Here is a 23,000-nt window from a genome sequence, read left to right on the forward strand (position 1 = left end):
CCCCAATGTCACTCCGCTCTTCTAGTGGGAACCCCGTCACGGGGAAACCGGCTGGTAGAACGGCGGACCGGCGGCTGGTGCCCAGGAAGCGTAAGAACTTCCTGGGCCCCCAGCCGCTGGGCCTGCTGTTCAGCGCTCCCTACGTCATCTACGTGCTGGCCGTCCTGGCGTTCCCCCTCGGCTACGCCGTCTACATTTCCTTCCACGATTTCTTCTTTACAGCACCACGGGTCAAGGTGGACCGGCCGTTTGTAGGGTTCGACAACTACATCACCGTCCTGTCAGACCCCGCCGTCCAGCGCTCGTTCCTGAACATCGGCGTTTTCCTCATCATCAACGTCCCGCTCACGGTGGGCCTGTCGCTGCTGCTGGCCAACGCCCTGAACCGCATCACCCGGTTCAAGACGTTCTTCCGCCTCAGCTACTACGTGCCGTATGTGACCGCGAGCGTCGCCGTCGTCGGGGTCTGGCTGTTCCTGTTCCAGCAAAACGGGCTGCTGAACACGCTGCTGGGGCCGCTGGCCCCAACCCCGTCCTGGCTGGTGAATTCGTGGCTGGCCATGCCCACCGTGGCCCTGTACGTGACGTGGAAACAGCTGGGATTCTTCATCCTGCTCTACCTCGCGGCCCTGCAGAACATCCCCGACGAGCTGTACGAATCAGCGGCCGTGGACGGCGGCAACAAGTGGGTCCAGTTCTGGAACATCACCGTGCCGGGCGTCCGGCCCGCCAGCGTCCTGGTCACGCTGCTGGCCACCATCACCGGCGCGAACCTCTTCACCGAACCGTATCTGCTGACCGGCGGCGGCGGTCCGGACGGGGCCTCGGCGTCCCCGGTGTTCATCATGTACCAGCGGGGCCTCCTGCAGGGGAACCCCGACGTCGCGGCCGCACTGGGTGTGGTGCTGGTGATCGGCGTCCTGCTGATCGCCCTGATCCAGAAACGCCTCGTGGGCGGGAAGGAGGACTGAGAATGTCCGTCACCAACGCACAAAACGCCAAGAACGACGACGACGCCAGCCGGCGTCCGGAACCACCGGAACCTGTCCTGCGTCTCGGCTCGGGCGTCGAAAAGCGCCGCAACCTGGGCGTGGGCAGCTTCATCCTGCTGGGCGTGGGCGCCTTCGTGTTCCTTTTCCCGTTCTATTACATGCTCATCGGGTCCCTGCAGACAGCCCCGGACACGTCGATCTTCGGCGCGTTTCCTAACCCGGCCAACATCACCGGGGCGAACTACGTGCAGATTAACGAGTCCATCAACCTGTTCCGCGGCCTGCTCAACTCCGGCATCTTCACCGGCGGAGTCATCTTCTTCACGGTGATTTTCGGGCTGCTGGTGGGCTATGCCCTGGCGCAGATGAAGTTCCGTGGCCGCGGCGTGGTGTTCGGCATGATGCTGCTGGTGCAGATGATCCCGTTCCAGCTGCTGCTCATCCCGCTCTACGTCATGATCGTGCGCGATTACGGCCTGGCGGACAGCTTCCTGGGCATGATCCTGCCGTTCGCCATCAACTCCACGGCGGTGTTTGTGTTCCGCCAGTACTTCCTCCAGCTGCCCTCGACCCTGTTTGAGGCGGCCCGGATCGACGGCGCTTCGGAACTGCGGATCCTGTGGCAGATCGCCATCCCGCTGGTCCGTCCGGCCATTGTCACCGCGGTGCTGCTGACCTTCATCGGCCCGTGGAACGAGTTCCTGTGGCCGTTCCTGGTCACCAAGGAGCAGTCCCTGCAGCCCCTGGCCGTGTCCCTGGCCAACTTCATCTCCAACATCGCCGGCCAGGCCGGCAACCCGTTCGGCGCCATCCTTGCCGGTGCCTGCGTCCTGGCGGCGCCCGCCGTCGCGCTGTTCATTTTCTTCCAGCGCCAGTTCATTTCCACCAATATCGGTTCCAGCGTAAAGGGCTAATCAATGACTTCCCCCCACACTTCTGCACTCCCCACCGTCCCCTTCACCCTCACCCGCACCGGCGTCATCATGACCCCCGAACCCGGCAACGACTTCGAGGCCGAGGGTGTCCTCAACCCCGCCAGCGGCCGCGGCCCGGACGGCGAGCTGTACCTGCTGCCGCGGCTTGTGGCCACCGGCAACGTGTCCCGCGTGGGCCTCGCCAAAGTGGTCGTCAACGACGACGGCGTACCCACCGGCGTGGAACGCGAGGGCGTGGTCCTGGCTCCGGACGAGGGCTGGGAACGCGGCATGAACAACGCCGGCACCGAGGACCCGCGCACCACCTGGGTACCCGCCCTGGGCAAGCACCTCATGACCTACGTGGCCTACGGCCCGCTGGGTCCCCGCCTCGCCTTCGCCCACTCCGAGGACCTCCGGAACTGGGACCGCCTCGGCCCCTGCTTCTTCGAGTACCAGGCCGATCTCTCCATGGACCTGAACCTGTTTCCCAACAAGGACGCCGTGTTCTTCCCGGAGCCGGTGAACGACCCCGACGGCGTGCCCTCTTACGCCATGCTGCACCGCCCCATGTGGGACCTGGGCTGGATCCGTCCCGGCGAAGGCGAGCACCTGCCCGCCGGCGTCACGGACAACCGCCCCGGCATCTGGATCTCCTACGTGGCGGTGGCCGACGTCGAACGCGACCTGCGCAACTTGGTGCACATGGGCAAGCACCGGCTGGTGGCCCTCAGCGAGTTCCCCTTCGAGGAACTGAAGATCGGCGGCGGCCCGCCCCCCATCCGCGTGGACGAAGGCTGGCTCCTGATCCACCACGGCGTGGCCGGCAAGATGGCCGCCTCCGCCTTCGAACAGCAGCAGAACGTCAACTACACCGCCGCGGCCATGATCCTGTCCGCAGATGACCCGTCCAGGGTCATCGCCCGCAGCGACAAGCCGCTGTTGGCGCCGGAAACCGAGGACGAGATCTCCGGGATCGTGCCGAACGTGGTGTTCCCCACCGCGATCGAAAAAATCGGCGACCAGCTGTTTGTGTTCTACGGGATGGCCGACTCCAAAATCGGTGTGGCCAAACTGGACCGGGTCTGAGGGTGATGCCTTCACCGAAGGCCACACGGCCGGTGGTGACGGCGGTGGCCGTTTCCCTGCTGGCTGTTTCGCTGCAGGCAGGTGCCGTCACGGCGGCCCCTGCCGCGCCGCCGTCGTCCGCCACTGCGCACACTGCACCGGCGGCACCCGTCCTGGCACCTGCATTGGCCGACGGCGGGAGCCTGACCAACCTGGACCACCTGGACTTCCTGCTGGACACGGTTCCGCTGGCTCCGGTGGCCGGGCACACCACGTACCAGCTGGAGCAGGACCCCGAAGCGGAAGCGCCGTGGACCTACGCCGACAAGAACGACGACGGCAGCTATGACCGTGTGGGCGGCGGGAACCTGGATCCGGTCACGGGCGACTGGACCCAGGGCGCCTACAACGCGGACGATATTGCCCGCACCGCCGTCGTATACCTGCGGCACTGGAAGCAGACCGGGGACCTGGCGAGCAAGGAGCACGCCTTCCAGAACCTTCGTACTCTCACGTACCTGCAAACGGTGGACGGCCCGAACGCCGGCAACGTCATCCTCTGGCAGCAGACGGATGGCAGCCTGAACCCCAGCGCCATTCCCGTGGAACTGCCGGATCCGTCCGACTCCGCGGAATCCTACTGGCTGGCCCGCACGGTGTGGGCCCTGGGCGAAGGTTTCGCAGGGTTTGCCGAGTCCGATCCGGAGTTCGCCGCGTTCCTGCAGGACCGTCTGCACCTTTCCCTGGGTGCCCTGAACCGCCAGTCCCTGGCCAAGTACGGCACGTTCGACACCGCCGACGGCGTCCAGGTTCCGGCCTGGCTGATCGCCGGCGGCGCGGATGCCTCGGCAGAGGCCGTGCTGGGCCTGGCCGCGTATGTGGAGACCGTTCCGTCCGATGCCGTGGCCACCACGGCGCTGTCCCGGCTGAGCGAGGGTGTGGCGGCGATGTCTTCCGGCTCGGCCACACAATGGCCGTTCGGCGCGATCATGCCGTGGAACAAGTCGCAGAGCCTCTGGCATGCGTGGGGCGGCATGGCTCCGGCCGCTGTTGCCACCGCGTCCAGCGTCCTGGACCGGCCCGACCTGTTGACGGCAGCGGTGAAGGACACCGCCCAGTTCACGCCGCAGCTACTCGCAGCGGGTGGTCCGGACAACGCCTGGAGCCCCGCTCCCGGCGAGGCGCAGATCGCCTACGGCGTGGACTCCCGCGTCCAAAGCCTGGTGGCGACGGCGGAAGCCGCTGAAGCGCCGGGACTCCTGGACGTGGCAGCCATCGCTGCCGGCTGGTTCTTCGGCGCCAACCCCAACGGCGCCCCCGCGTACAACCCGGCCACCGGCACGGCCATCGACGGGATCGAAACGGACGGCCGGATCAACCCCAACTCCGGCGCCGAATCCACCATCCATGCCCTGCTCACCATGCTGGCCCTCGACGCCGACCCGGAACTCCGGGCCAAGGCCTTGGGGATCAGCGTGACCGAAGGGACCAACGGACTCAACGTCGTGGAAGCCGAGGCCGGCACCATCACGGGCAACGGCACCGTGGTTCGCCCGCCGTCGTCCTGGACCGGCGAAGCGAATATATCCGGCGGGGCATATGTCGACCTGAACGCCGGCGGCAGGCTTTCCATCCCGTTGCCGGCAACGGACCAGCCCAGCAACATCTTCCCCATCGTGAACCAGGCAATTGCGCCCTCGGGCACCACCACCTGGACCTCGGCCAAGGGCCCGCTGGGCACCACGGCCAACGGCGGGGCAGGGGCGCAGGGCATCACCGACGCGCCCGGCATCCTCATCCCGCTCACGCTGAGGCGCGCCCTGGCTGCCGGACTGACTTCGGTCACCGCCAGCACCGACGGCCACGCGGCACTGGACGCACTCCTGGTCCAGCCGTTGATCTCCACTGTGTCCGTCTCCGGATCCGGCGGCGACTCCACGCTGTACGTCAGCGCGGCCAAGTCCAGCACGGTCCAGAAAGTGACAGTGCGGGAAGGGTTTGTGCTGGTCCAGCGCCAGTACGACTCCGCCGGCCAGCCGGTCAAGGGCTCCAACGGCAGCGCCGGCAGCACGTCCGGACGCGTCACGGTGGCCCCGGGCGGCTTCACCCTGGTGACGCTGACCGCCGGGTGACCGTGGCGGGCTGACGCTGGTGCCAACGGGCCGGCGTCACGCACGGCAGCCTTTTGGAAACCACGACGGCGCCCTGCCGCGGATTTGCGCGGTGGGGCGCCGTCGTCGGGCGTTAAAGCCTGCCCTGCGTGACACGACGCGACGCGAGGCTGCGTGACACGACGTGACGCGACGCCGGCGGCGGAGGGTGGGTCCCGCCGTCGGACTTTACACGGTGGCAATGGCCGGGACATTCAGGCGAAACCACCCGGCGGAAACATGGGATACGGCCCCTCCGGCCTTTCCGGGCCAGGCTCTGTTGAAGGAGTGCACGCATGGCTACGCCGTTGAACCAGAGCGTGGCGGATTCCGCCCTGCTGACCAGATCGCTGCCGCTGGGCCTGCTCCGGACCTTCATCCAGTCGGACCTGGCGGACGAGGGCTTCACCCCCACCCTCCTGGCCGAGTTGAAGGTCCTGGCCCGCGTCCCCGGACTGCTGGTGGCCTGCAACTACGGCGGAACACTGTGCGACGCGGAGGGAATCTCCACCGAGACCCTTCCCCTGGGGAGCGCCGCGATCGCGCTCCGCGCCCTGGCCGCCCTGCCCAACACGCATGCCGCCGTCATCTCGGGGCGCTCGCTGCGTGACCTCGCCGCAGTCTCCCGGCTGCCCGCGGAGGTGCACCTCATCGGATCGCATGGCGCGGAGTCGGACATGGCCTTCGCCCACGTCCAGGACCTCGCCACCGAAGCCACGCTCCACAAGGTAGGCATCGCGCTTTCTGAGGCCGTGGGTTTTCAGGAGGGCATCTGGATCGAGCGGAAGCCGGTGGCCGTGTCCGTGCACACCCGGCCGGCTTCGCCGGCTGTGGTGCAGGTGGTGACGGAAACGGCGCGGGAGATCGCCAGGGCCCATGGGCTGTTCTTCATCGTGGACGGTTCCGTCCTGGATCTCTCGGTATTGGAACCGGCCAAGGCAGACGCCCTGGAAAATCTCCGGTCCCGGCTGGGCGCGAGTGCTGCGCTGTACGCCGGGGACGCCCACAGCGACGAACTGGCCATCGCCACGCTCCGCGGCCCGGACCTGGGGTTACGCGTGGGGCCGGGGGAGACCCGTGCTTCCCACCGGCTGCGGGATCCGGAATCCTTCGCCCGCGTCCTGGCCCTCCTGTTCGAGCTGCGGCGGGCCTGGCTTTTCGGCGAGGACGCCGTGGGGCTCGAGCGGCACACGATGATCGGCAACGGATCCGCCACCGCTTTGGTCACGCCGGATGCCAAGGTCTGCTGGATGAGCCACCCGCTCCCGGATTCAGGGTCGCTGTTCGCCCACATCCTGGGCGGCGACGCCGCCGGGCATTTCTCCGTTGAGCCGCTCAAGTCCTCGCAGGTTCTGGGCCAGCGCTACGTGGACAGCACCATGATCGTGGAGACGCGCTGGGCGGACGTGACCGTCACGGACTACCTGGAGCCGGCACCTGAAGGGATCACCAGCCTGGTCCGGGTGCTCTCCGGAACCGGCGGCGCCAAGATCGTCTTCGCACCCCGGCCGGACTACGCCAACGCGCCGTTCAGCATGGAAGCCCGCGGCGATGAACTCCATGTGGTGGGAACCTCCGATCCGATTTTCCTTTTTGCCCCGGGCGTCAGCTTCACCGTCACCTCGGACGGCCTCCACGCCACCGCCACCGCTTCGGTCAACCTCCAGGACGGGCCTGTGGTCCTCAACCTGCGCTGTGGCGACACCGAGCCTGCGTTGGCGCACCCCGGCGGGGAGACGGACCGGCGGGCGGGGGTGGCGCTCCACTCCCGGCGCTGGGTGCAGGAACTGGAGCTGCCCTCGGTGAAACCATCGCTGGTCCGCCGCTCAGCCCTGGTCCTCCGGGCCCTCGTGCACGAGCCCACGGGTGCCGTGCTGGCCGCGCCCACCACGTCCCTGCCCGAAGGGATCGGCGGCACACGGAACTGGGATTACCGCTACTGCTGGCTGCGGGACGGGTCCATGACGGTGAACGCGCTGGTGGACCTGGGCTCCACAGCGGAGGCGGCCGGTTTCCTGAGCTGGCTGGGCCGGATCCTCGAACATGCGCCGGGCCCGGAATGGCTGCATCCGCTGTACTCTGTGACGGGGGCGCCGCTGTCCACGGAGGCCGTCATCGACAGCCTGCCCGGGTATGCGGGGTCCCGGCCGGTCCGGATCGGCAACGCCGCGGACCACCAGGTCCAGCTGGACGTCTTCGGACCGGTGGCTGAACTGATCCACGGCGTCAGCTCACGGAATGGTGGCCTCGAGGACGACCACTGGGACCTGTTGGTGCAGATGGCGGCCGCCGTCCTGGCCCGGTGGCACGAGCCTGACCACGGCATCTGGGAAGCCCGGCGGCCGCCGCGGCACCACGTCTACACCAAGGTGATGTGCTGGGTGACGCTGGACCGCGCACTGCGGACCGCCGACCGGCACGGCAGGACGCCGGATCCGTCGTGGGAACCCACGGCCCGGATCATCCGGGAGGAAGTCCTGCGCGAAGGCTGGGATGACTCGGCCGCGTCCTACACGGTGGCCTACGACAGCCCCGAACTGGATGCGGCCGTCCTGCACATCGGGCTCTCCGGCCTGCTGGATGTCACGGACCAGCGGTTCCTGGACACTGTCACCGCCGTGGAAAGGGAACTGCGGGTGGGCCCCACAGTGTTCCGGTACAGGTACGACGACGGCCTGCCGGGTTTGGAGGGCGGCTTCCACATCTGCACCACCTGGCTGATTGAGGCGTACGTTGCGGTGGGCAGGATCGAGGAGGCCTGGGACCTGTTCGACCAGCTGGTGAACCTTTTTGGACCCACCGGCCTGCTGCCCGAAGAATACGATCCCAGTACGGAGACGCACCTGGGGAACCACCCGCAGGCCTACTCGCACCTGGGGTTCATCCGCTGCGCCCGGATCCTGGACCGGCACAAGCCAGAGGCCAAAAGGACATAACCCGGCGCGAACGTACACTTGAGGCCCTGCCGGGAGGGCCCCAACTGCTCGTTCGCGCTGGTCAGTTCAGCAGCAGCGCGACGCCGATCATGGCGGGTACCGCCACCACCGTGGTGATCAGGACGGTGTCCTTGGCCACGGTGAGGCCGGTCTGGTAGCGGCTGGCGGCAACAAAGACGTTCTGCGCCGTGGGGAGGGATGCCACCACCACGGCCGCGAACAGGGCGGGGCCGTCCATACCCAGGGCAAAGCGGGCAAAAACGTAGGCGATGGCCGGCTGGACCACAAGTTTGAAGGCGCTGGCCAGGAGGGTGTCTACACGCCTGCCGGTGGCGGCCTGCAATGGCCGGCTGCCGTTCAGGCTCATGCCGAAAGCGATCAGCATGGCCGGAATCGCGGCACCGCCAATAAGGTGGATCGGCTCCAGGAGCAGCGGCGGTACCTCCCAGCCCGTCCCTGCCACCAGCAGGCCCAGGCCGGAGCCAACAATCATCGGGTTCCGCAGGATCATTAGGATGAAGCCCCAGGGCGTGGTGCGGTGTGAGCTGGTACTGGCGTCCAGGATCATCAGAAAAATCGGTGTGAAGAACGCCAGCTGGAAGATCAGCAGTGGCGCCACGTAACTGGCGTCGCCCAAAACGTATACCGCGATGGGAATACCAAGGTTCGCGGAGTTGGCCAGGGAAGCGGCCATCGAGGACATCAGCGCTTCCGGCAGCGCGCGTTTCAGGGCGAACTTCACGATGCCAAAGAAGACAAGCGCCGTGCAGGCGGCGGACACTGCCGTGACCAGGAGCGGTTCCGCGAAGACTTCCCGCAGTTGCGCCTTGCTGAGCGTCTCGAAGAGCAGGGCAGGGCTGGCAACGAAGAAGGTCAGGCCACTGAGGACCTGGCGGGCGTTGTCGCCCAGGATGCGCCGGCGGCCGACGAACCAGCCCACCATGATGATGAACCAGACAACAAAGAAGCCCTGCAGCACGCCTACCAAGAAAAGCCTCCGAGGCTGCGGCGGCGGTGTCTGCCCGGACTCACGCTCCGGCTACAGGGCGGCGTTGTTAAGGGCGAACGGCGGGCGCATCAGGCCCGGCGTGAGGCCCTCGGCGGGATCGTTTCCGATCCGGACAATCTTGTTGTCCTTATCCACATGGATAACCTTCGGGTTGTAGGCCTTGGCCTCTTCCGTGGTCATCTGGGCATAGGTGATCAGGATGACAATGTCGTTCTCGTGCATCAGGTGCGCGGCTGCCCCGTTGATGCCAATGACACCGGAGCCGCGCTCGCCGGCGATGGTGTAGGTCTCCAGGCGCGCACCGTTGGTCACATCCACGATGGCCACGAGCTCGCCGGGAAGGATATCGGCAGCATCCAGCAGGTCCAGGTCAACGGTGACCGATCCTACGTAGTGCAGGTCGGCATGCGTGACGGTGGCCCGGTGGATTTTGGACTTGAACATTGTGCGATTCATAACCCGCCCAGTCTAGCGCCGGCACCCGGATCGCGCTGTGACGCACTAAACATGCCGGCGGAAGCTGTTTCCCCGACTTACCCGCACGTGACCGGGCGATCCGGCACCTAACTGGATGCGCCGCCGTCGTCCGTCCTTGCCACTGAGGTGGCGGTGGCGGCCAGCGTCTCGCGGGCGGCGAGTATGGCCGGCCGCTGCGCGCTGGAGCGGCGCACCGATGTGAACACGGTGCGGTGCGGGTTGCCCGGCAGGTCCAGCAGCTGGGCGGTGGTGCCGCGGCCGGTCCAGACGAGGTCCGGCATCAGCGCCACGGCATTTCCGGACTCGATCAGCCTGATCTGCGCCTGGAGATCGGCAGTTTCGAAGCGCACATCGGGTTCGAACCCGGCACTCCGGCAGGCCTGCTCCGCCCAGTGCCGGGAGGCCGCGCCGCGGGGCTCCATAACCCAGGGCAGCGCGGCAGTATCTTCCAGCGACGTGATGGGCGGCCGGCCGGGAGCGGCCGGCGGAACGGCCAGCCGGATCGCGTCAGTGGTCAGCTTGATGCGGTCCAGCTCCGGGTAACGCGGGGCGGCGTGGCCCGGATACTGTTCGGCGATGACCAGGTCAAAATCGCGCGCCCACGTCTCATGAAGTGCCGTTTCGGGTTCGCGCTGGATCATTTCGATCCGGACCTCAGGGTACTCCGCCGTCATCCGCGAGAGCGTGTCCGGCATCAGCGCCAGGGCCGCGGACTGGAACACCGCAATCCGGACGGTTCCCGTGACAGTGGTCAGGGACGCCGCCAGGTCCGCTTCCGCCTGCTCCATGGTTTCGAGCAGCTGGGCGGTGTGGGCCACCAGGACTTCGGCCTGGGGCGTCAGCTGCACGCGCCGCCCCGTCTTCCGGAGCAGCTCCACGCCCACTTCCTTTTCCAGCAGGGCAAGCTGCTGAGAGACCGACGACGGGCTGTACTGCAGTGCCTCCGCCACCTCCGCCAGGGTGCCCCGGATTTTCAGTTCGCGGAGAAGCCGCAGGCGCCGGACATCGAGCATGGCCACATTCCTTGATGAATCTAATGAATATAGGTTAGAAGTAGTCACTTTATCTAACGCAACTGCGCTTGCATACTGGTGTACCTGAGTTACCCCCGTCACAGCCCCTCGCCGGGGCGCCGTGTTGGGGCCGCACCCCACGCAGGAGTTCCTGATGAGCACAAGAGATATGTCCCAGTCGATTATGCGGCGCAAGCCCATCGACGATATCGAAGAAGAAAACAAGCACAGCGGGCTGTTCAAGTCCCTCGGGCTCTGGCAGCTCACCGCCATTGGTGTCGGCGGCATCATCGGCGTTGGAATTTTCTCCCTCGCCGGGTTGGTCGCGGCCGGAAGCGAAGATACTCCCGGCGTGGGGCCCGCGGTGCTGATCTCGTTCCTTGTTGCTGGTCTCGCATCCGCCGCGGCTGCCCTGTCCTACGCCGAGTTTGCAGGCATGATTCCGCGCGCAGGGTCCGCCTACACCTACGGCTACGTTGCTCTGGGTGAGGTGATTGGATGGTTCATCGGCTGGGACCTGCTGCTCGAATACATTGCCATTGTGGCCGTGGTGGCCATTGGCATTTCGGGGTACTTCGACGCCTTCCTGTCGGGTATCGGCGTTAACATGCCTGTCTGGATGACGTCCACGCCGGATGAGGGCAAGGGCGGCATCGTCAATATTCCCGCCATCGTGGTCTGCCTCCTGGTGACCTGGATCCTGTCCCGCGGCACCAAGGCATTCGGCCGGTTTGAACTCGTAGCCGTGGCCATCAAGGTCATCCTGATCCTGTTCATTATCGGCCTCGGCGTTTTCTACATCGACACCAACAACTACAACCCGTTTATGCCCAGCGGCTTTGGGCCGGTCCTGGCCGGTGCCGCGACCGTCTTCTTCGCGGTGTTCGGGTACGACGCCATGAGTACCGCGGCGGAAGAGGCAACCGACGGCAAGAAGCACATGCCGAAGGCCATCATCCTTTCGCTGATCATCGCCATGCTGCTCTACGTCGCTGCCACCCTCGTCCTGACCGGCATGCAGAACTACAAGGACATCGACCCCACGGCCGGCTTCGCTTCCGCCTTCACGGGCGTGGGTCTGCCCGTCATCGCCACCATCATTTCGGTCTTCGCCGTCCTGTCCATCCTGACCGTGATGCTGACCTTCCTCCTGGGCGTCACCCGTGTCTGGTTCTCCATGAGCCGCGACGGACTGCTGCCCGGCTGGTTCGCCAAGACGGACCGGCACGGAACCCCGCAGCGCGTCACCTGGATTGCCGGCGTCGCCTCCGCCCTGCTGGCCGGTGTGTTCCCCATCAAGGCCGTCGCGGACCTCACTAACATTGGCATCCTGGCCGCGTTCGTCGTCGTCTGCTTCGCCGTGATCGTGTTCCGCTACAAGAAGCCGGACGCCCCACGCACGTTCCGCCTTCCGCTGATGCCCGTTATTCCGGCCTTCGGTGTGCTGGCGTCCGCCTTCCTCATGTTCCAGCTGCACTGGGAGACCTGGGCGCGGTTCGGTGTCTGGCTCGTCATCGGCCTGGCCATCTACTTCTTCTACGGCCGCAAGCACTCCCTGATGAACCCGGACAGCCCACGCCACGAAGAGATTGTGGAGATGCACCGCCCCATCGGCTGACCCCCCTTGCGCGTTGCTCTATCACTTTTGGTCCCTAAACCCACGTTTTAGGAACCAAAGGTGATAGGGCAACTCGTGTTTAAGGGGTGGTGAAAGCGTTGGTTTTTCTAACCTGTATTGCTTAGAAAACATCGCTTTATCTTATGTGATTGCAAGCTCATACTGATTGATAAGACCCCTTCCACACCAAGGAAAGAACGAGCACACCATGACTCACACTGCAACGGAAGCCGCCGGACAGACAGACGTCCCGCAGGCCCGGGCCCTCGCGGCGGACACCATCACCCTGGTCCGCCGCTGGCTGACCGAGGCTTCGAAAGTTCCCGTTGATGCCTCGGCCGAGCAGCTCGCCGGTGTGCTGAAGGACCCGAACGGCCTGGACTTCACCGTTGGCTTCGTGGACGGCGTGGTCCGTCCCGAAGACCTGCATGTGGCTGCCCGCAACCTCGCCGCCCTGGCGCCCAAGGTCCCGGCGTTCCTGCCCTGGTACATGCGCAGCGCCGTCCGCCTCGGCGGCACCATGGCCCCGGTCCTGCCGCAAGTGGTCATCCCGATCGCCCGCCGCGTGCTCCGCGAAATGGTGGGCCACCTGATCGTCGACGCCACCGACGCCAAGCTGGGCCCGGCCATCGCCAAGATCCGCAAGGACGGCATCAAGCTCAACGTGAACCTCCTCGGCGAGGCCGTCCTGGGCGAGCACGAGGCTTCCCGCCGGCTCGCGGGAACCCACACACTCCTGGCCCGCCCGGACGTGGACTACGTCTCCATCAAGGTTTCCTCCACCGTGGCCCCGCATTCCGCCTGGGCGTTCGACGAGGCCGTGGAGCACGTCGTGGAGAAGCTCACGCCGCTGTTCACCAAAGCCGCCTCCTTCGCGGGCGCCGCGTCAGGCGCTGGCGCGGCGAAGAACGCCAAGTTCATCAACCTGGACATGGAGGAATACAAGGACCTGGACATGACCATCGCGGTCTTCACCCGGATCCTGGACAAGCCCGAGTTCAAGAACCTGGAAGCCGGCATCGTGCTGCAGGCCTACCTGCCCGACGCCCTTTCCGCCATGATCCGCCTCCAGGACTGGGCCGCCGAACGCCGCGCCAACGGCGGCGCCGCCATCAAGGTCCGCGTGGTCAAGGGCGCCAACCTGCCCATGGAACAGGTGGAGTCCTCGCTGCACGACTGGCCGCTGGCCACCTGGCACACCAAGCAGGATTCGGACACCAACTACAAGCGCGTCATCAACTACTCGATGCACCCGGACCGGATCAGGAACGTCCGGATCGGCGTGGCCGGCCACAACCTGTTCGACATCGCCTTCGCCTGGCTCCTGGCCAAGCAGCGCGGCGTGGAGTCCGGCATCGAATTCGAGATGCTGCTGGGCATGGCGCAGGGCCAGGCCGAAGCGGTCAAGAAGGACGTCGGCTCGCTCCTGCTCTACACCCCGGTGGTGCACCCGGCCGAGTTCGACGTCGCCATCGCCTACCTGATCCGCCGCCTCGAAGAGGGCGCCAGCCAGGACAACTTCATGTCCGCCGTGTTTGAACTCAGTGAAAACGAAGTGCTGTTCGAGCGCGAGAAGCAGCGCTTCCTCGCCTCCCTGGACACGCTCGACTACGAGGTCCCCCCGGCCAACCGGCAGCAGAACCGCAGCCTCCCGCCGCAGCCCCTGCCGCGTGACACGTTCGCGAACACCCCGGACACCGACCCGTCGCTGCCCGCCAACCGCACCTGGGGCCGGGCCATCCTGGGCCGTGTCCCGTCCTCCACCCTGGGCAACGCCGCTGTAGAGGCCGCCACCATCACGGACGCGGACACCCTCAACAAGGTCATCGGCACCGCCGTCGAAAAGGGCAAGGCCTGGGGCGCCCTCTCCGGCGACGAGCGGGCCGAGATCCTGCACCGCGCCGGCGACGTCCTCGAGGCCCGCCGCGCCGACCTGCTCGAGGTTATGGCGTCCGAAACCGGCAAAACCATCGACCAGGGCGACCCCGAGGTCAGCGAAGCCGTGGACTTTGCCCACTACTACGCCGAGTCCGCGCGCAAGCTGGAAAAGGTCGACGGCGCCACGTTCGTTCCGGCCAAACTCACCGTGGTGACTCCGCCATGGAACTTCCCGGTGGCCATCCCGGCCGGCTCCACCCTTGCGGCACTCGCCGCCGGCTCCGCCGTCGTGATCAAGCCTGCCAAGCAGGCCCGCCGCAGCGGTGCCGTGATGATCGAGGCGCTGTGGGAAGCGGGCGTCCCGAAGGACGTGCTGACCATGGTGCAGCTCGGCGAGCGTGAGCTCGGCCAGCAGCTGATTTCCCACCCCGCCGTGGACCGGGTGATCCTCACCGGCGGCTACGAGACCGCCGAGCTGTTCCGTTCCTTCCGCAAGGACCTGCCGCTCCTGGCCGAGACCAGCGGCAAGAACGCCATCATCGTCACCCCCAGCGCTGACCTGGACCTGGCCGCCAAGGACGTGGCCTACTCCGCGTTCGGCCATGCCGGACAGAAATGCTCGGCAGCATCTCTGGTGATCCTGGTGGGCTCCGTTGCCAAGTCCAAGCGCTTCCACAACCAGCTCGTCGACGCCGTCACCTCGCTGAAGGTGGGTTACCCGCAGGACCCCACCAGCCAGATGGGCCCCATCATCGAGCCCGCCAACGGCAAGCTCCTGAACGCCCTCACCACCCTGGGCGAAGGCGAAACCTGGGCGGTGGAACCGAAGAAGCTCGACGAAACCGGCCGCCTGTGGAGCCCCGGCGTGCGCTACGGCGTCCGCCGCGGATCATACTTCCACCTCACCGAATTCTTCGGACCGGTCCTCGGCGTCATGACCGCTGAAACGCTCGAAGAGGCCATCGCCATCCAGAACCAGATCGAGTACGGCCTCACCGCTGGCCTGCACTCCCTGAACCCGGACGAGCTCGGCACCTGGCTGGACTCCGTCCAGGCCGGCAACCTCTACGTGAACCGCGGCATCACCGGCGCCATCGTGCAGCGCCAGCCCTTCGGCGGCTGGAAGAAATCCGCCGTCGGCGCCGGAACCAAAGCCGGCGGACCCAACTACCTCGCCGGCCTCGGCGACTGGGTTAGCGCGGACGCCGCAGTCACGCTGGCCGTCACCAACGCGGGCGTCGGCCGGATCCAGAACGCCGCGGCAGAAGAACTGGAGCCCGCCGAGATTGAGTCGCTGCAGCGCTCCCTCGGGTCTGATGCCCTGGCCTGGGCCCACGAGTTCGGCACCGCCAAGGACGTTTCCGGCCTGAGCGCGGAACGGAACATCTTCCGCTATCGCGCGCTGCCGGTCACCGTGCGTCTCTCCGAAGGTGCCCCGCTGGCCCACCTCGTGCGGACCGTGGCGGCCGGTGTCCTGGCCGGCTCGGCGCTGACCGTGTCCACCGCCGTCGAACTTCCCGCCCAGCTGCGGGCCGTGCTCACCGGGCTGGACATCACGGTCACTGTGGAGTCCGACGCCGGCTGGCTGGCTTCGGCGGCACGCCTCGCCGCGGCGGGCAAACTGTCCGGCGCGCGAATCCGCCTGATCGGCGGCGACGCCACCGCCCTCGCGGAGGCCACGGACGGGCGTCCTGACTTGGCGATCTACGCCCACGCGGTCACCGAAGCCGGACGGGTAGAGCTGCTGCCGTTCCTGCACGAGCAGGCCATCAGCATAACGGCCCACCGCTTCGGCACCCCGAACCACCTCTCCGATGCGCTGATCTAGGCGGGCCGGAACCCAACAAAACGAAAGGCCCGGTGGCCGCCATCGGGGCGGGTGCCGGGCCTTCGCTATTGAATAGTTGAGTAGTGATCAAGTGGCTGCGCTCGGCGAGCCTGGAGACCGTAGGTAATCAGCCCAGATACCAGCCTGGGGGAGTCCACGATGCCGGAACATTGTGGGCGGAGAAATCTTCGCAACGGGTGCAGGTGTAGGCGACTTCGCCCAGTGTCCTGACCGCCCCGTCACGCCGGTAAACCGGTGGAATGTAGGACTCGAGATAGATGAATTCATCCGTGCCACATTTGTCGCACGTGGGCTTGCCGATGTACTCGGCGGCCCGCGAAATACCGGCGTTGTGGCTGGAATGATGCGTGACCAGCGGCCGTACAGTGCTATGTCGCTGGGTATATACAGTGTGTAAATGGGTGTTCTCGGCTGTCGTCATTGGCTGCCTATCCCGAGTGCGGCCGCATCATGGGCTGCATGGCGCACTCGTAGTGTTGAACCGGCCACTGCTTGACCCATGGATATTCCAGCATAGGCGAGGCGGGCTTTTACTTCAATGGTTCGTTTCCAGCCCTGATTCCTGCGGCAAATTCGGTCAAACCGACTTCTTGAGCGTCCGCCCGACGATGGTCTGGGTCAGCGCATCGATCACTTCGGCGTTGGCCAGCGGGTTCCGGATCAGGGTGAAATCCACATCGCCCACTGGAGGAAGGTCGAACCGGCGGGTGATGATCTTGAGGTCTTCGGGAACCAGCGACGTCGGCATCACAGCCACGCCGATGCCTGCCCGGAGTGCCGCCAGGACACCGCTGATCTGCCGGGTAGTGCATGTGATTCGCCAGGTCCGGCCGCTTGATTCCAGTGCATCGATGGCCAGCTTCCGGCTGAGGCTGGGGGAGGGGTAGGAGATCAGGGGTACGGGATGCCCGGGCTCCAGTGACGTCTGCTCCAGCCCCACCCAGGAAAAGGTGTCGTGCTGGACCACCGTGCCGTCCTTGACGCCAGCCACCCACTTCACAAACACCAGGTCCAGCTGGCCGGCATTGAGTTTCTTATACAGCTGGTCGCTCTGGCCAACGGTGAGCTCAAGGTTGATCTGTGGATAGACCTGGCGGAACTCCCGAAGGATCCGGGGGAGGCCGGTGATGGCGAGGTCGTCCGCCGTGCCGAACCGCAGCCGGCCCCGCATGGCCGAGCCGGAGAAGTAACGTGTGGCGGCATCGTGGGCCGAAAGGATGGTGCGGGCGAAGCCGGCCATCGCGTCACCGTTGTCCGTGAGCCGGACATCGCGGGTGTCCCTGCTGATGAGGATGCGCTTCGCCGCCGTCTCCAGCTTGCGGACATGCTGGCTGACGGTGGGCTGTGCCAGGCCCAGGCGCTCCGCGGCCTTGGTGAAGCTGAGCGTCTCGGCTACGGCCAGGAAGGAACGGAGCTGGGTGGGTTCGTACACAGTGGACTCCTTTGGCTGCGGGCTGACTGTCCACCCACGTCAGAGTGGGTGCTATTACGCTTTGTAATGGTAGTTATAGGCGCGATAGGGCTACATAATCACCTGGAACCAGCCTAGCGTGGGAAGCATCCCAGTCCGCCCGCTTTCCTGAGGACATCCCTGTGGCACCCCCACCGCCAACGTCGGCAACCGTCAGCCAGCCCGTCATCGACTCCGCCTCCGCGTCCGCTACCGCCGCCTCCGCCCAGACCCAACCCATCGCCGTCGTCAGTGAACACCTCCCCTGGCGGCACACGTTTATCTCCCTGAAAGTCCCCAATTTCCGCATCTTCGCGATCGGGCACTTTGTCGCCGTCGTCGCCCTCTGGATGCAGCGGATCGCCCAGGACTGGCTGGTGCTGGAACTGTCCGGCTCCGTCACCGCCGTGGGCATCACTGTGGCGCTGCAGTTCATGCCGTCGCTGCTGTTGGGGCCGTGGGGCGGCATGATGGCGGACCGGTTTGCCAAGCGCCGGATCCTCATCCTGTGCCAGAGCCTGGCCGCGGTCCTCGCCGCAGCGCTCGCCGTGCTTGCCCTGACCGGCGCCATCGAAGTGTGGCACGTGTACGTCATCGCGCTGCTGCTGGGCCTGGTCACCGTGCTGGATCAGCCCGCGCGCCAGGTGTTCGTCAACGAGCTGGTGGGCCCCAAGTACCTCCGGAACGCCATCAGCGTCAACTCCACCACGTTCCAGCTGGGAGGCCTGATCGGTCCGGCACTGGCGGGACTGATGCTCACCGCCGTCGGCGCCGGCTGGGCCTTCGCCGCGAATGCGCTGGCCTGCTGCTCCACGGTGGCCATGCTGCTGCTCCTGCGCAAGGACCAGCTGTTCGTCAGCACTCCCGCGCCCAAGAAGAAGGGCATGCTGCGGGAAGGACTGCAGTATGCGCTCAGCAAGCCCACCATCTACTGGCCGTGGCTGATGGCCGGCTTCATCTCCGTCTTCGCCATGAGCCTGCCCGTGCTGCTCGCCGCGTTCGCGGACCACGTGTTCGACGTCGGCGCCGGCGGCTATGGCCTGCTGAACGCCCTGGTGGCACTGGGGGCGCTGGCCGGTGCTGTCGCGTCCACGCGGCGCCGCCAGCTGCGGCTCCGCTCCGTGGTGTTCTGTGCGGGAATGTATGGCCTGATGCTGTGCCTGGCCGCCCTGGCGCCGTCCATGCTCTGGTTTAGCGTGGTGATGGTCCTGTCCGGATTCTGGTGCCTGATGTTCCTCACCGGCTCCAACCAGCTCGTCCAGATCAGCTCCAACATGGGCATCCGGGGCCGGGTCATGAGCCTGTACATCATGGTGCTGATCGGCGGCCAGGCCATCGGCGGGCCCATGCTCGGGTGGATCGCCGAGCACGTGGACCCGCACGTGGCACTCATGGTGTCCGGCGGGGTGCCGGCGCTCGCCGCGGTGACTGTCGCCGTCGTCCTGGCCCGAAAAGGCGCGCTGGCGCTCAGGGTGGACCTCAAGGACCGCCGCCACCCGTTGCGGATCGTCCGCCGGGTAGCCGCGGCGTGAGGGGCCACGGCGTACAGGGCCGCAGACTAAGGGCCGCGGCGTCTACGCCGCGGCCCAAAGCGGCAGAGCCTAAGCCGGCACGTGCGGGTACTCGGCCTCGCGCCGCTGGAACTCCAGCACGTCCTTGTTGAGGACCACGCCCTCGCGGATTTCGATGGCGCGGGAAATGGTTTCGTTCCCGTCCCACTCCGCGGGGCCGCCGATGACCGTCTCAAGGAACGGCAGCAGGGCCTGGCTGATCTCCCAACTGGAGGAATTCCAGAGGTAGGACGGGCTGTGGTCCACCGCGTAATAGTTGATGTGGTCGCCGACAGTAAACATCGGTTCCGCGAACCTGGTGGACCGCGCCCAGCTGAAGCCCATTCCCTCGTCGCACGAAACGTCCACGATCAGGCTGCCCGGGCTGAACGCCGCGAGGTCCTCAGTCCGCAAATACGTCAGCGGATTGTTCGGATCCTGCAGCGTGCAGTTGACCACGATGTCGCTCTCGGCCAGGAACGGCGCCAGCGGAACCCGGCCCCGTTCGGTGATGACCTGGCTCAGGAAGGGGGCCTTGTCGTCGTGATCAAACTGGACGATGTTGACCGAGTGGATCGGGGCACCAACCGCCGCAACTCCGCGGTTGGTCAGCACCTGCACGTCGTGGATGCCATGCGCGTTCAGCGCCGTCACGGCGCCGCGCGCGGTCGCGCCGAAGCCGATCACCACGGCACTGAGCCGGCGGCCGTAGTCACCCGTGGAGCCGGTGAGCGAGAGCGCATGAAGCACCGAGCAGTAGCCGGCCAGCTCGTTGTTTTTGTGGAATACGTGAAGCCCAAAACCGCCGTCGCTCGCCCAGTGGTTCATCGCTTCGAAGGCGATGAGCGTGAGCTTCTTGTCGATGGCCAGCTGGGTGATGGCGCGGTCCTGGACACAGTGCGGCCAGCCCCAGAGGATCTGGCCGTCGCGCAGTTCCGCGAGGTCCTCCGGCTGCGGCTTGGGCAGGAGTACGACGTCGGCCTCCGCCAGCAGTGCTTCCTTGGTGGCCATTTTGCCCACGAGGGTTGAGAGCTGGTCATCCGAGACGCCGAAGCGCTCACCATAGCCCTGCTCCAGGATAATGCGCTGGCGCAGTTCCGGAGCGATCCGCTCGAAATGCAGGGGGTGGATGGGGAGGCGGCGTTCGTCCGGTTTCCGGGTGGATGCCAGGACGCCGAGGGTCAGGTGGCTCTGTTGGCCACTCACTTCTTTTTTGCGGCCTTAGACGTGATGTCCAGGGAGGTGGCAGGCGCTCCGGCGGCCCGCTTGTCGGCGCGCTTTTCCTTGATGGACTTGCCGGCTTTTTTGGATGCTGCTTGACGCGGGGACTTGTCAGCCATGATTGCTCCTGTAGCGGAACCGAAGAGGTTCCTGACTTCTGACGATACACGGCTGGGCCTAACGGCCCCCGGGTGATGGCCGTATGGAGTGGGAGTAGCCGCGCCGGCGCGCCAGCTGCTGTGGTGCGAAGACGGTGGTGAGAAACATTGGAGCGGCTGACGGGAATCGGACCCGCGTATCAAGCTTGGGAAGCTAGCGCTCTACCATTGAGCTACAGCCGCATCGCCCCGTTTTGAGCGGGGCAGAACTTAGCTTAGCGCAGATGCGATCACGCGCCAGCAACCGTGACCAAGCACTGGACCCGTGTCCGCCGGGATGGCCGCTACCGGCCGCGTCATCCAGTAACTCTTCAATAACGGCGCCGTCGGTGGCTAGGTCGGGGGCGGGCCGAGTGGCTACTCTGAACCCGTTAGCTGCGGTGTCATGGGGGTGGGGCGGGCTACCACCTGACCAGCCGCTAACTAAGGACTCCCATGGTATTTGCAGAGCACGAGGTGCTTATCCGGTGCGACGCAATGACCGTGTACGCGTTCCTGGTGGACGGAATGAACCTTCCCCTATGGCGCAAGGGCATCCGCAGCATCGGCTTGATGTCCGGTGCCGCCGGAACCAAGGGCGCTGTGTACCGTCAGACAACCACGGGCCGGTCAGGACGGACAATCCCCGCCGACTTCGAAATAACGCAGGCCAGGCCGGGCGCCGAGATCCAGTTCCGTGTGATCTCGGGACCGTCGCAGCCCACCGGCGGGTACTACCTCAGCACCGAACCGGCCGGCACCCGCGTCAGGTTCGCCCTCGAGTACCAGCCCAAAGGCCTCCTGGGCCTGATGAACACCGGCATCCAGCGCACCATCAGGGCCGAAGTGTCCCAGCTCGCACGGCTCAAAGATGTCCTGGAAGTGCGGACGGCCGCCTGAGGGCTACTGCGCCAGCCGCTGGCCCGCCCAGCTTCCGGTGATGTTCGACGGCGACGCAAGGCTTCCGCTGCTCAGGTCCCAGTACTGCACCACATCGTTGGCCCGGCGGAGTGCCACTCCCGTGGAGTTCAGGGCTGTCACGTCGCGCAGCGGACGGATCCCGGTGACATCAGTCCAGCCAGTATCGACGGTGAGCCGGGCTTCGACGCGTGGCGCCGGAGTGCCGGCTCCGCGGTAAAGCTGCACGGCGCCGTCGGACTTAATCGCCAGGAGATCCTGGAAACCGTCGGCGTCATAATCCACCATGCTCAGCTTCCTGGCCGCCACGCCGGTCGCCATGAGGGTGCGTGAGGACATGTCGGCCAGGCCCACGTTCGGGTAGAGATAGAGGGTGGTGCCCTCCAGGGCGACCAGCTGGGGGAGCCGGTTGTTGGCGCACCAGCCGCCGACGGCCAGCGTCAACGTCGCCCAGCCGGACTGGCCGAGGGTGACCGAAGCACCGAAGCCGCCGCCGGCGAACCCCGGATGGAGCGTCAGCCGGCCGTCGTTCCACTGGGCGAGGATGTCGTAGGTGCCGTTACGGTCCCAGTCGGTGACGAAGACTTCCTTGACGTTGCTGAAAAAGGAGTTGATGACCTTCGCCGGGCCAAAGGTCCTGTTCCCGGTGGAGGGACGGTTGATGAGCTCGCCGCCGCTGTTGACCGAGACGAGGTCGGCGGCACTGTTGATCGCCGCGTTGGCCAGGTCAAGGGTGGGCGGCATGTGCTTGACGGCCGGATCGCACATGGTGGGTGCCGGGGCGGGGAAAGCGCCCCCGCCGGCGGAGCTGCCTCCGGGCGACGTGATGGTGCCGGCGGGCAGGGTGGTGTAGCCGAAGAAGTTCACCACGCCCCAGATGGTGAACAGATTGTTCGTGTAGGAGATCCCGGCGCCCATGACGTTGAAGCGCGGGTCTAGCAGCATGGCGTTGTGGCCCTCGGAGTTTTTCCACCACTCCACCAACTGCGCCGCGTTGCGGTCCGTGCGGATGGCAATGACCTCACCGCCGCTGCTCGGATTCAGGGCGCGGGGGTCGGTCCAGAAGCTGGCACGGTGCTCAATGACGTCCCGGGACGCGATGCTGTTGGACCATTCCTGCGCCATGCCGGCCACCGTGGGGTGGTACTTGACCGGGGCCAGGCCCTTGGACACCCGGTAGTTGTTGATTTCGTTAAAAACCGTGAGGATGGCGGCCGTGTTGCTGTCCGGCACCAGGGCCTCGGTGCCAAGGGATTTGGTAGTGAGGGATTCCGTTGCGGGGGCCGGAGCGGTGGGAGCCGACAGGGTGGGAGCCGCAGTTTTGTTGTGGGCCAGTTCGGATTCGGGGGCCCAGAGGGGTGGCAGGGAGGGCGGCCCGGGCGCAATTGGTTCGGACGTGGTGGTCTCGGGAGCAGCCACCGTCGCCGCCGCCGGCGCCGCTGCGGTCCCTGACGTGCCTTCTCCGGCGGGTGACGCCGGTGTGATCACCGGTTCCACGGCTGGGGCGAGCGGGGAACCGGTGCCGGTCTCAACGTCGGGTGCGCCGCCGTCGTCCGCTGTTCCCGACGGTCCCAACGTGACCGTGCGCGGCCCAAAGGCACCTGCCTGTACCGACGGCGCACTCGCCGGCGGACCGGAATACGTGCCGGCGGCCGGGGATACGAGTGCGAGCGCGCACAACATAGCCACAGCGGCGGGCGCCGCGAATTTTTTCAAAACCAACCCCAGATCAGTTTCAGTTGTACCAACCGGGAGACCCTCCGGCGGCTGACATGCTGAGGCAACATTAGCCCCACTAGGCGACAGCAACAACGAAAAAC

The 23,000-nt window shown here is 66.3% G+C and carries 16 protein-coding genes and 1 tRNA gene; 9 read left to right on the forward strand and 8 right to left on the reverse strand.

The genetic code is table 11. The features are described 5' to 3' along the window. Window positions 1-5 precede the first annotated feature (5 nt). The 5 genes from ACX80V_RS12545 to ACX80V_RS12565 all read left to right on the forward strand — a co-directional run bounded on the left by ACX80V_RS12545 (window position 6) and on the right by ACX80V_RS12565 (window position 8,060). Window positions 6-971, forward strand: a complete 966-nt coding sequence (locus ACX80V_RS12545) for a carbohydrate ABC transporter permease (protein ID WP_485843411.1) — start codon at window positions 6-8, stop codon at window positions 969-971. Window positions 972-973: 2 nt separating this feature from the next. Further along, window positions 974-1,906: a carbohydrate ABC transporter permease gene (locus tag ACX80V_RS12550; RefSeq protein WP_485843412.1), complete on the forward strand. Its 933-nt coding sequence runs from the start codon at window positions 974-976 to the stop codon at window positions 1,904-1,906. A gap of 3 nt (window positions 1,907-1,909) precedes the next feature. Further along, the gene (locus ACX80V_RS12555) at window positions 1,910-2,995 is read left to right on the forward strand and encodes a glycoside hydrolase family 130 protein (protein WP_485843413.1); all 1,086 of its coding nucleotides are present in this window, start codon (window positions 1,910-1,912) and stop codon (window positions 2,993-2,995) included. Window positions 2,996-3,000: 5 nt separating this feature from the next. Further along, window positions 3,001-5,106 (forward strand): hypothetical protein, encoded by a 2,106-nt coding sequence (locus ACX80V_RS12560; RefSeq protein ID WP_485843414.1) that lies wholly within the window; start codon window positions 3,001-3,003, stop codon window positions 5,104-5,106. Between the two features lie 314 nt (window positions 5,107-5,420). Beyond that, the gene (locus ACX80V_RS12565) at window positions 5,421-8,060 is read left to right on the forward strand and encodes a trehalase-like domain-containing protein (RefSeq protein WP_485843415.1); all 2,640 of its coding nucleotides are present in this window, start codon (window positions 5,421-5,423) and stop codon (window positions 8,058-8,060) included. Between the two features lie 61 nt (window positions 8,061-8,121). On the opposite strand, the gene ACX80V_RS12570 is transcribed toward ACX80V_RS12565, so the two are convergent. From ACX80V_RS12570 to ACX80V_RS12580, 3 genes are all read right to left on the reverse strand, one after another. Further along, complete coding sequence (locus ACX80V_RS12570; protein ID WP_485843416.1) at window positions 8,122-9,048, reverse strand: AEC family transporter; 927 nt, start codon at window positions 9,046-9,048, stop codon at window positions 8,122-8,124. 51 nt (window positions 9,049-9,099) lie between these two features. After that, complete coding sequence (panD, locus tag ACX80V_RS12575; protein WP_205630562.1) at window positions 9,100-9,525, reverse strand: aspartate 1-decarboxylase; 426 nt, start codon at window positions 9,523-9,525, stop codon at window positions 9,100-9,102. A 107-nt stretch (window positions 9,526-9,632) separates the two neighbouring features. Beyond that, entirely contained in the window at window positions 9,633-10,559 is a 927-nt protein-coding gene (locus ACX80V_RS12580; protein ID WP_248763632.1) for a LysR substrate-binding domain-containing protein, read from the reverse strand. Between the two features lie 154 nt (window positions 10,560-10,713). Between ACX80V_RS12580 and ACX80V_RS12585 the strand changes: the two genes are divergently transcribed. Further along, a complete protein-coding gene (locus tag ACX80V_RS12585; RefSeq protein WP_058930841.1) occupies window positions 10,714-12,177 on the forward strand; it encodes an amino acid permease in 1,464 nt (487 codons plus the stop codon). A gap of 208 nt (window positions 12,178-12,385) precedes the next feature. Continuing rightward, entirely contained in the window at window positions 12,386-15,883 is a 3,498-nt protein-coding gene (locus tag ACX80V_RS12590) for a proline dehydrogenase family protein (protein WP_485843417.1), read from the forward strand. A gap of 598 nt (window positions 15,884-16,481) precedes the next feature. On the opposite strand, the gene ACX80V_RS12595 is transcribed toward ACX80V_RS12590, so the two are convergent. Beyond that, a complete protein-coding gene (locus ACX80V_RS12595; RefSeq protein ID WP_056341377.1) occupies window positions 16,482-17,336 on the reverse strand; it encodes a LysR family transcriptional regulator in 855 nt (284 codons plus the stop codon). Window positions 17,337-17,497: 161 nt separating this feature from the next. Here ACX80V_RS12595 and ACX80V_RS12600 point away from each other — a divergent pair, with 161 nt between their 5' ends. Beyond that, the gene (locus tag ACX80V_RS12600; protein ID WP_485843418.1) at window positions 17,498-18,886 is read left to right on the forward strand and encodes an MFS transporter; all 1,389 of its coding nucleotides are present in this window, start codon (window positions 17,498-17,500) and stop codon (window positions 18,884-18,886) included. 69 nt (window positions 18,887-18,955) lie between these two features. Here ACX80V_RS12600 and ACX80V_RS12605 read toward each other — a convergent pair whose 3' ends face one another. The 3 genes from ACX80V_RS12605 to ACX80V_RS12615 all read right to left on the reverse strand — a co-directional run bounded on the left by ACX80V_RS12605 (window position 18,956) and on the right by ACX80V_RS12615 (window position 20,466). Then, window positions 18,956-20,110 carry a N(5)-(carboxyethyl)ornithine synthase gene (locus ACX80V_RS12605; RefSeq protein WP_485843419.1) on the reverse strand — a complete coding sequence of 385 codons (1,155 nt, stop codon included), beginning with the start codon at window positions 20,108-20,110 and terminating at the stop codon, window positions 18,956-18,958. Then, window positions 20,107-20,244 carry a hypothetical protein gene (locus tag ACX80V_RS12610; RefSeq protein WP_167349828.1) on the reverse strand — a complete coding sequence of 46 codons (138 nt, stop codon included), beginning with the start codon at window positions 20,242-20,244 and terminating at the stop codon, window positions 20,107-20,109. The genes ACX80V_RS12605 and ACX80V_RS12610 overlap by 4 nt, the downstream gene beginning before the upstream one ends. Window positions 20,245-20,392: 148 nt before the next feature. Beyond that, window positions 20,393-20,466 (reverse strand) — tRNA-Gly (locus ACX80V_RS12615). Window positions 20,467-20,718: 252 nt separating this feature from the next. Here ACX80V_RS12615 and ACX80V_RS12620 point away from each other — a divergent pair. After that, window positions 20,719-21,162 (forward strand): SRPBCC family protein, encoded by a 444-nt coding sequence (locus ACX80V_RS12620; RefSeq protein WP_058930847.1) that lies wholly within the window; start codon window positions 20,719-20,721, stop codon window positions 21,160-21,162. A 3-nt stretch (window positions 21,163-21,165) separates the two neighbouring features. Here ACX80V_RS12620 and ACX80V_RS12625 read toward each other — a convergent pair whose 3' ends face one another. Then, entirely contained in the window at window positions 21,166-22,896 is a 1,731-nt protein-coding gene (locus ACX80V_RS12625; protein WP_485843420.1) for a CAP domain-containing protein, read from the reverse strand. Window positions 22,897-23,000: the final 104 nt, after the last annotated feature.

The sequence above is a fragment of the Pseudarthrobacter arbutini genome (genome assembly GCF_054510915.1).

Excerpts from the sequence above, each read along its gene's own strand:
- ACX80V_RS12560 (WP_485843414.1), top strand. The coding sequence starts at position 3,001 with ATGCCTTCACCGAAGGCCACACGGCCGGTGGTGACGGCGGTGGCCGTT.
- ACX80V_RS12565 (WP_485843415.1), top strand. The coding sequence starts at position 5,421 with ATGGCTACGCCGTTGAACCAGAGCGTGGCGGATTCCGCCCTGCTGACC.
- ACX80V_RS12555 (WP_485843413.1), top strand. The coding sequence starts at position 1,910 with ATGACTTCCCCCCACACTTCTGCACTCCCCACCGTCCCCTTCACCCTC.
- ACX80V_RS12550 (WP_485843412.1), top strand. The coding sequence starts at position 974 with ATGTCCGTCACCAACGCACAAAACGCCAAGAACGACGACGACGCCAGC.
- ACX80V_RS12580 (WP_248763632.1), bottom strand. The coding sequence starts at position 10,559 with ATGCTCGATGTCCGGCGCCTGCGGCTTCTCCGCGAACTGAAAATCCGG.
- ACX80V_RS12545 (WP_485843411.1), top strand. The coding sequence starts at position 6 with ATGTCACTCCGCTCTTCTAGTGGGAACCCCGTCACGGGGAAACCGGCT.
- ACX80V_RS12585 (WP_058930841.1), top strand. The coding sequence starts at position 10,714 with ATGAGCACAAGAGATATGTCCCAGTCGATTATGCGGCGCAAGCCCATC.
- ACX80V_RS12610 (WP_167349828.1), bottom strand. The coding sequence starts at position 20,244 with ATGGCTGACAAGTCCCCGCGTCAAGCAGCATCCAAAAAAGCCGGCAAG.
- ACX80V_RS12620 (WP_058930847.1), top strand. The coding sequence starts at position 20,719 with ATGGTATTTGCAGAGCACGAGGTGCTTATCCGGTGCGACGCAATGACC.
- ACX80V_RS12590 (WP_485843417.1), top strand. The coding sequence starts at position 12,386 with ATGACTCACACTGCAACGGAAGCCGCCGGACAGACAGACGTCCCGCAG.
- panD (WP_205630562.1), bottom strand. The coding sequence starts at position 9,525 with ATGAATCGCACAATGTTCAAGTCCAAAATCCACCGGGCCACCGTCACG.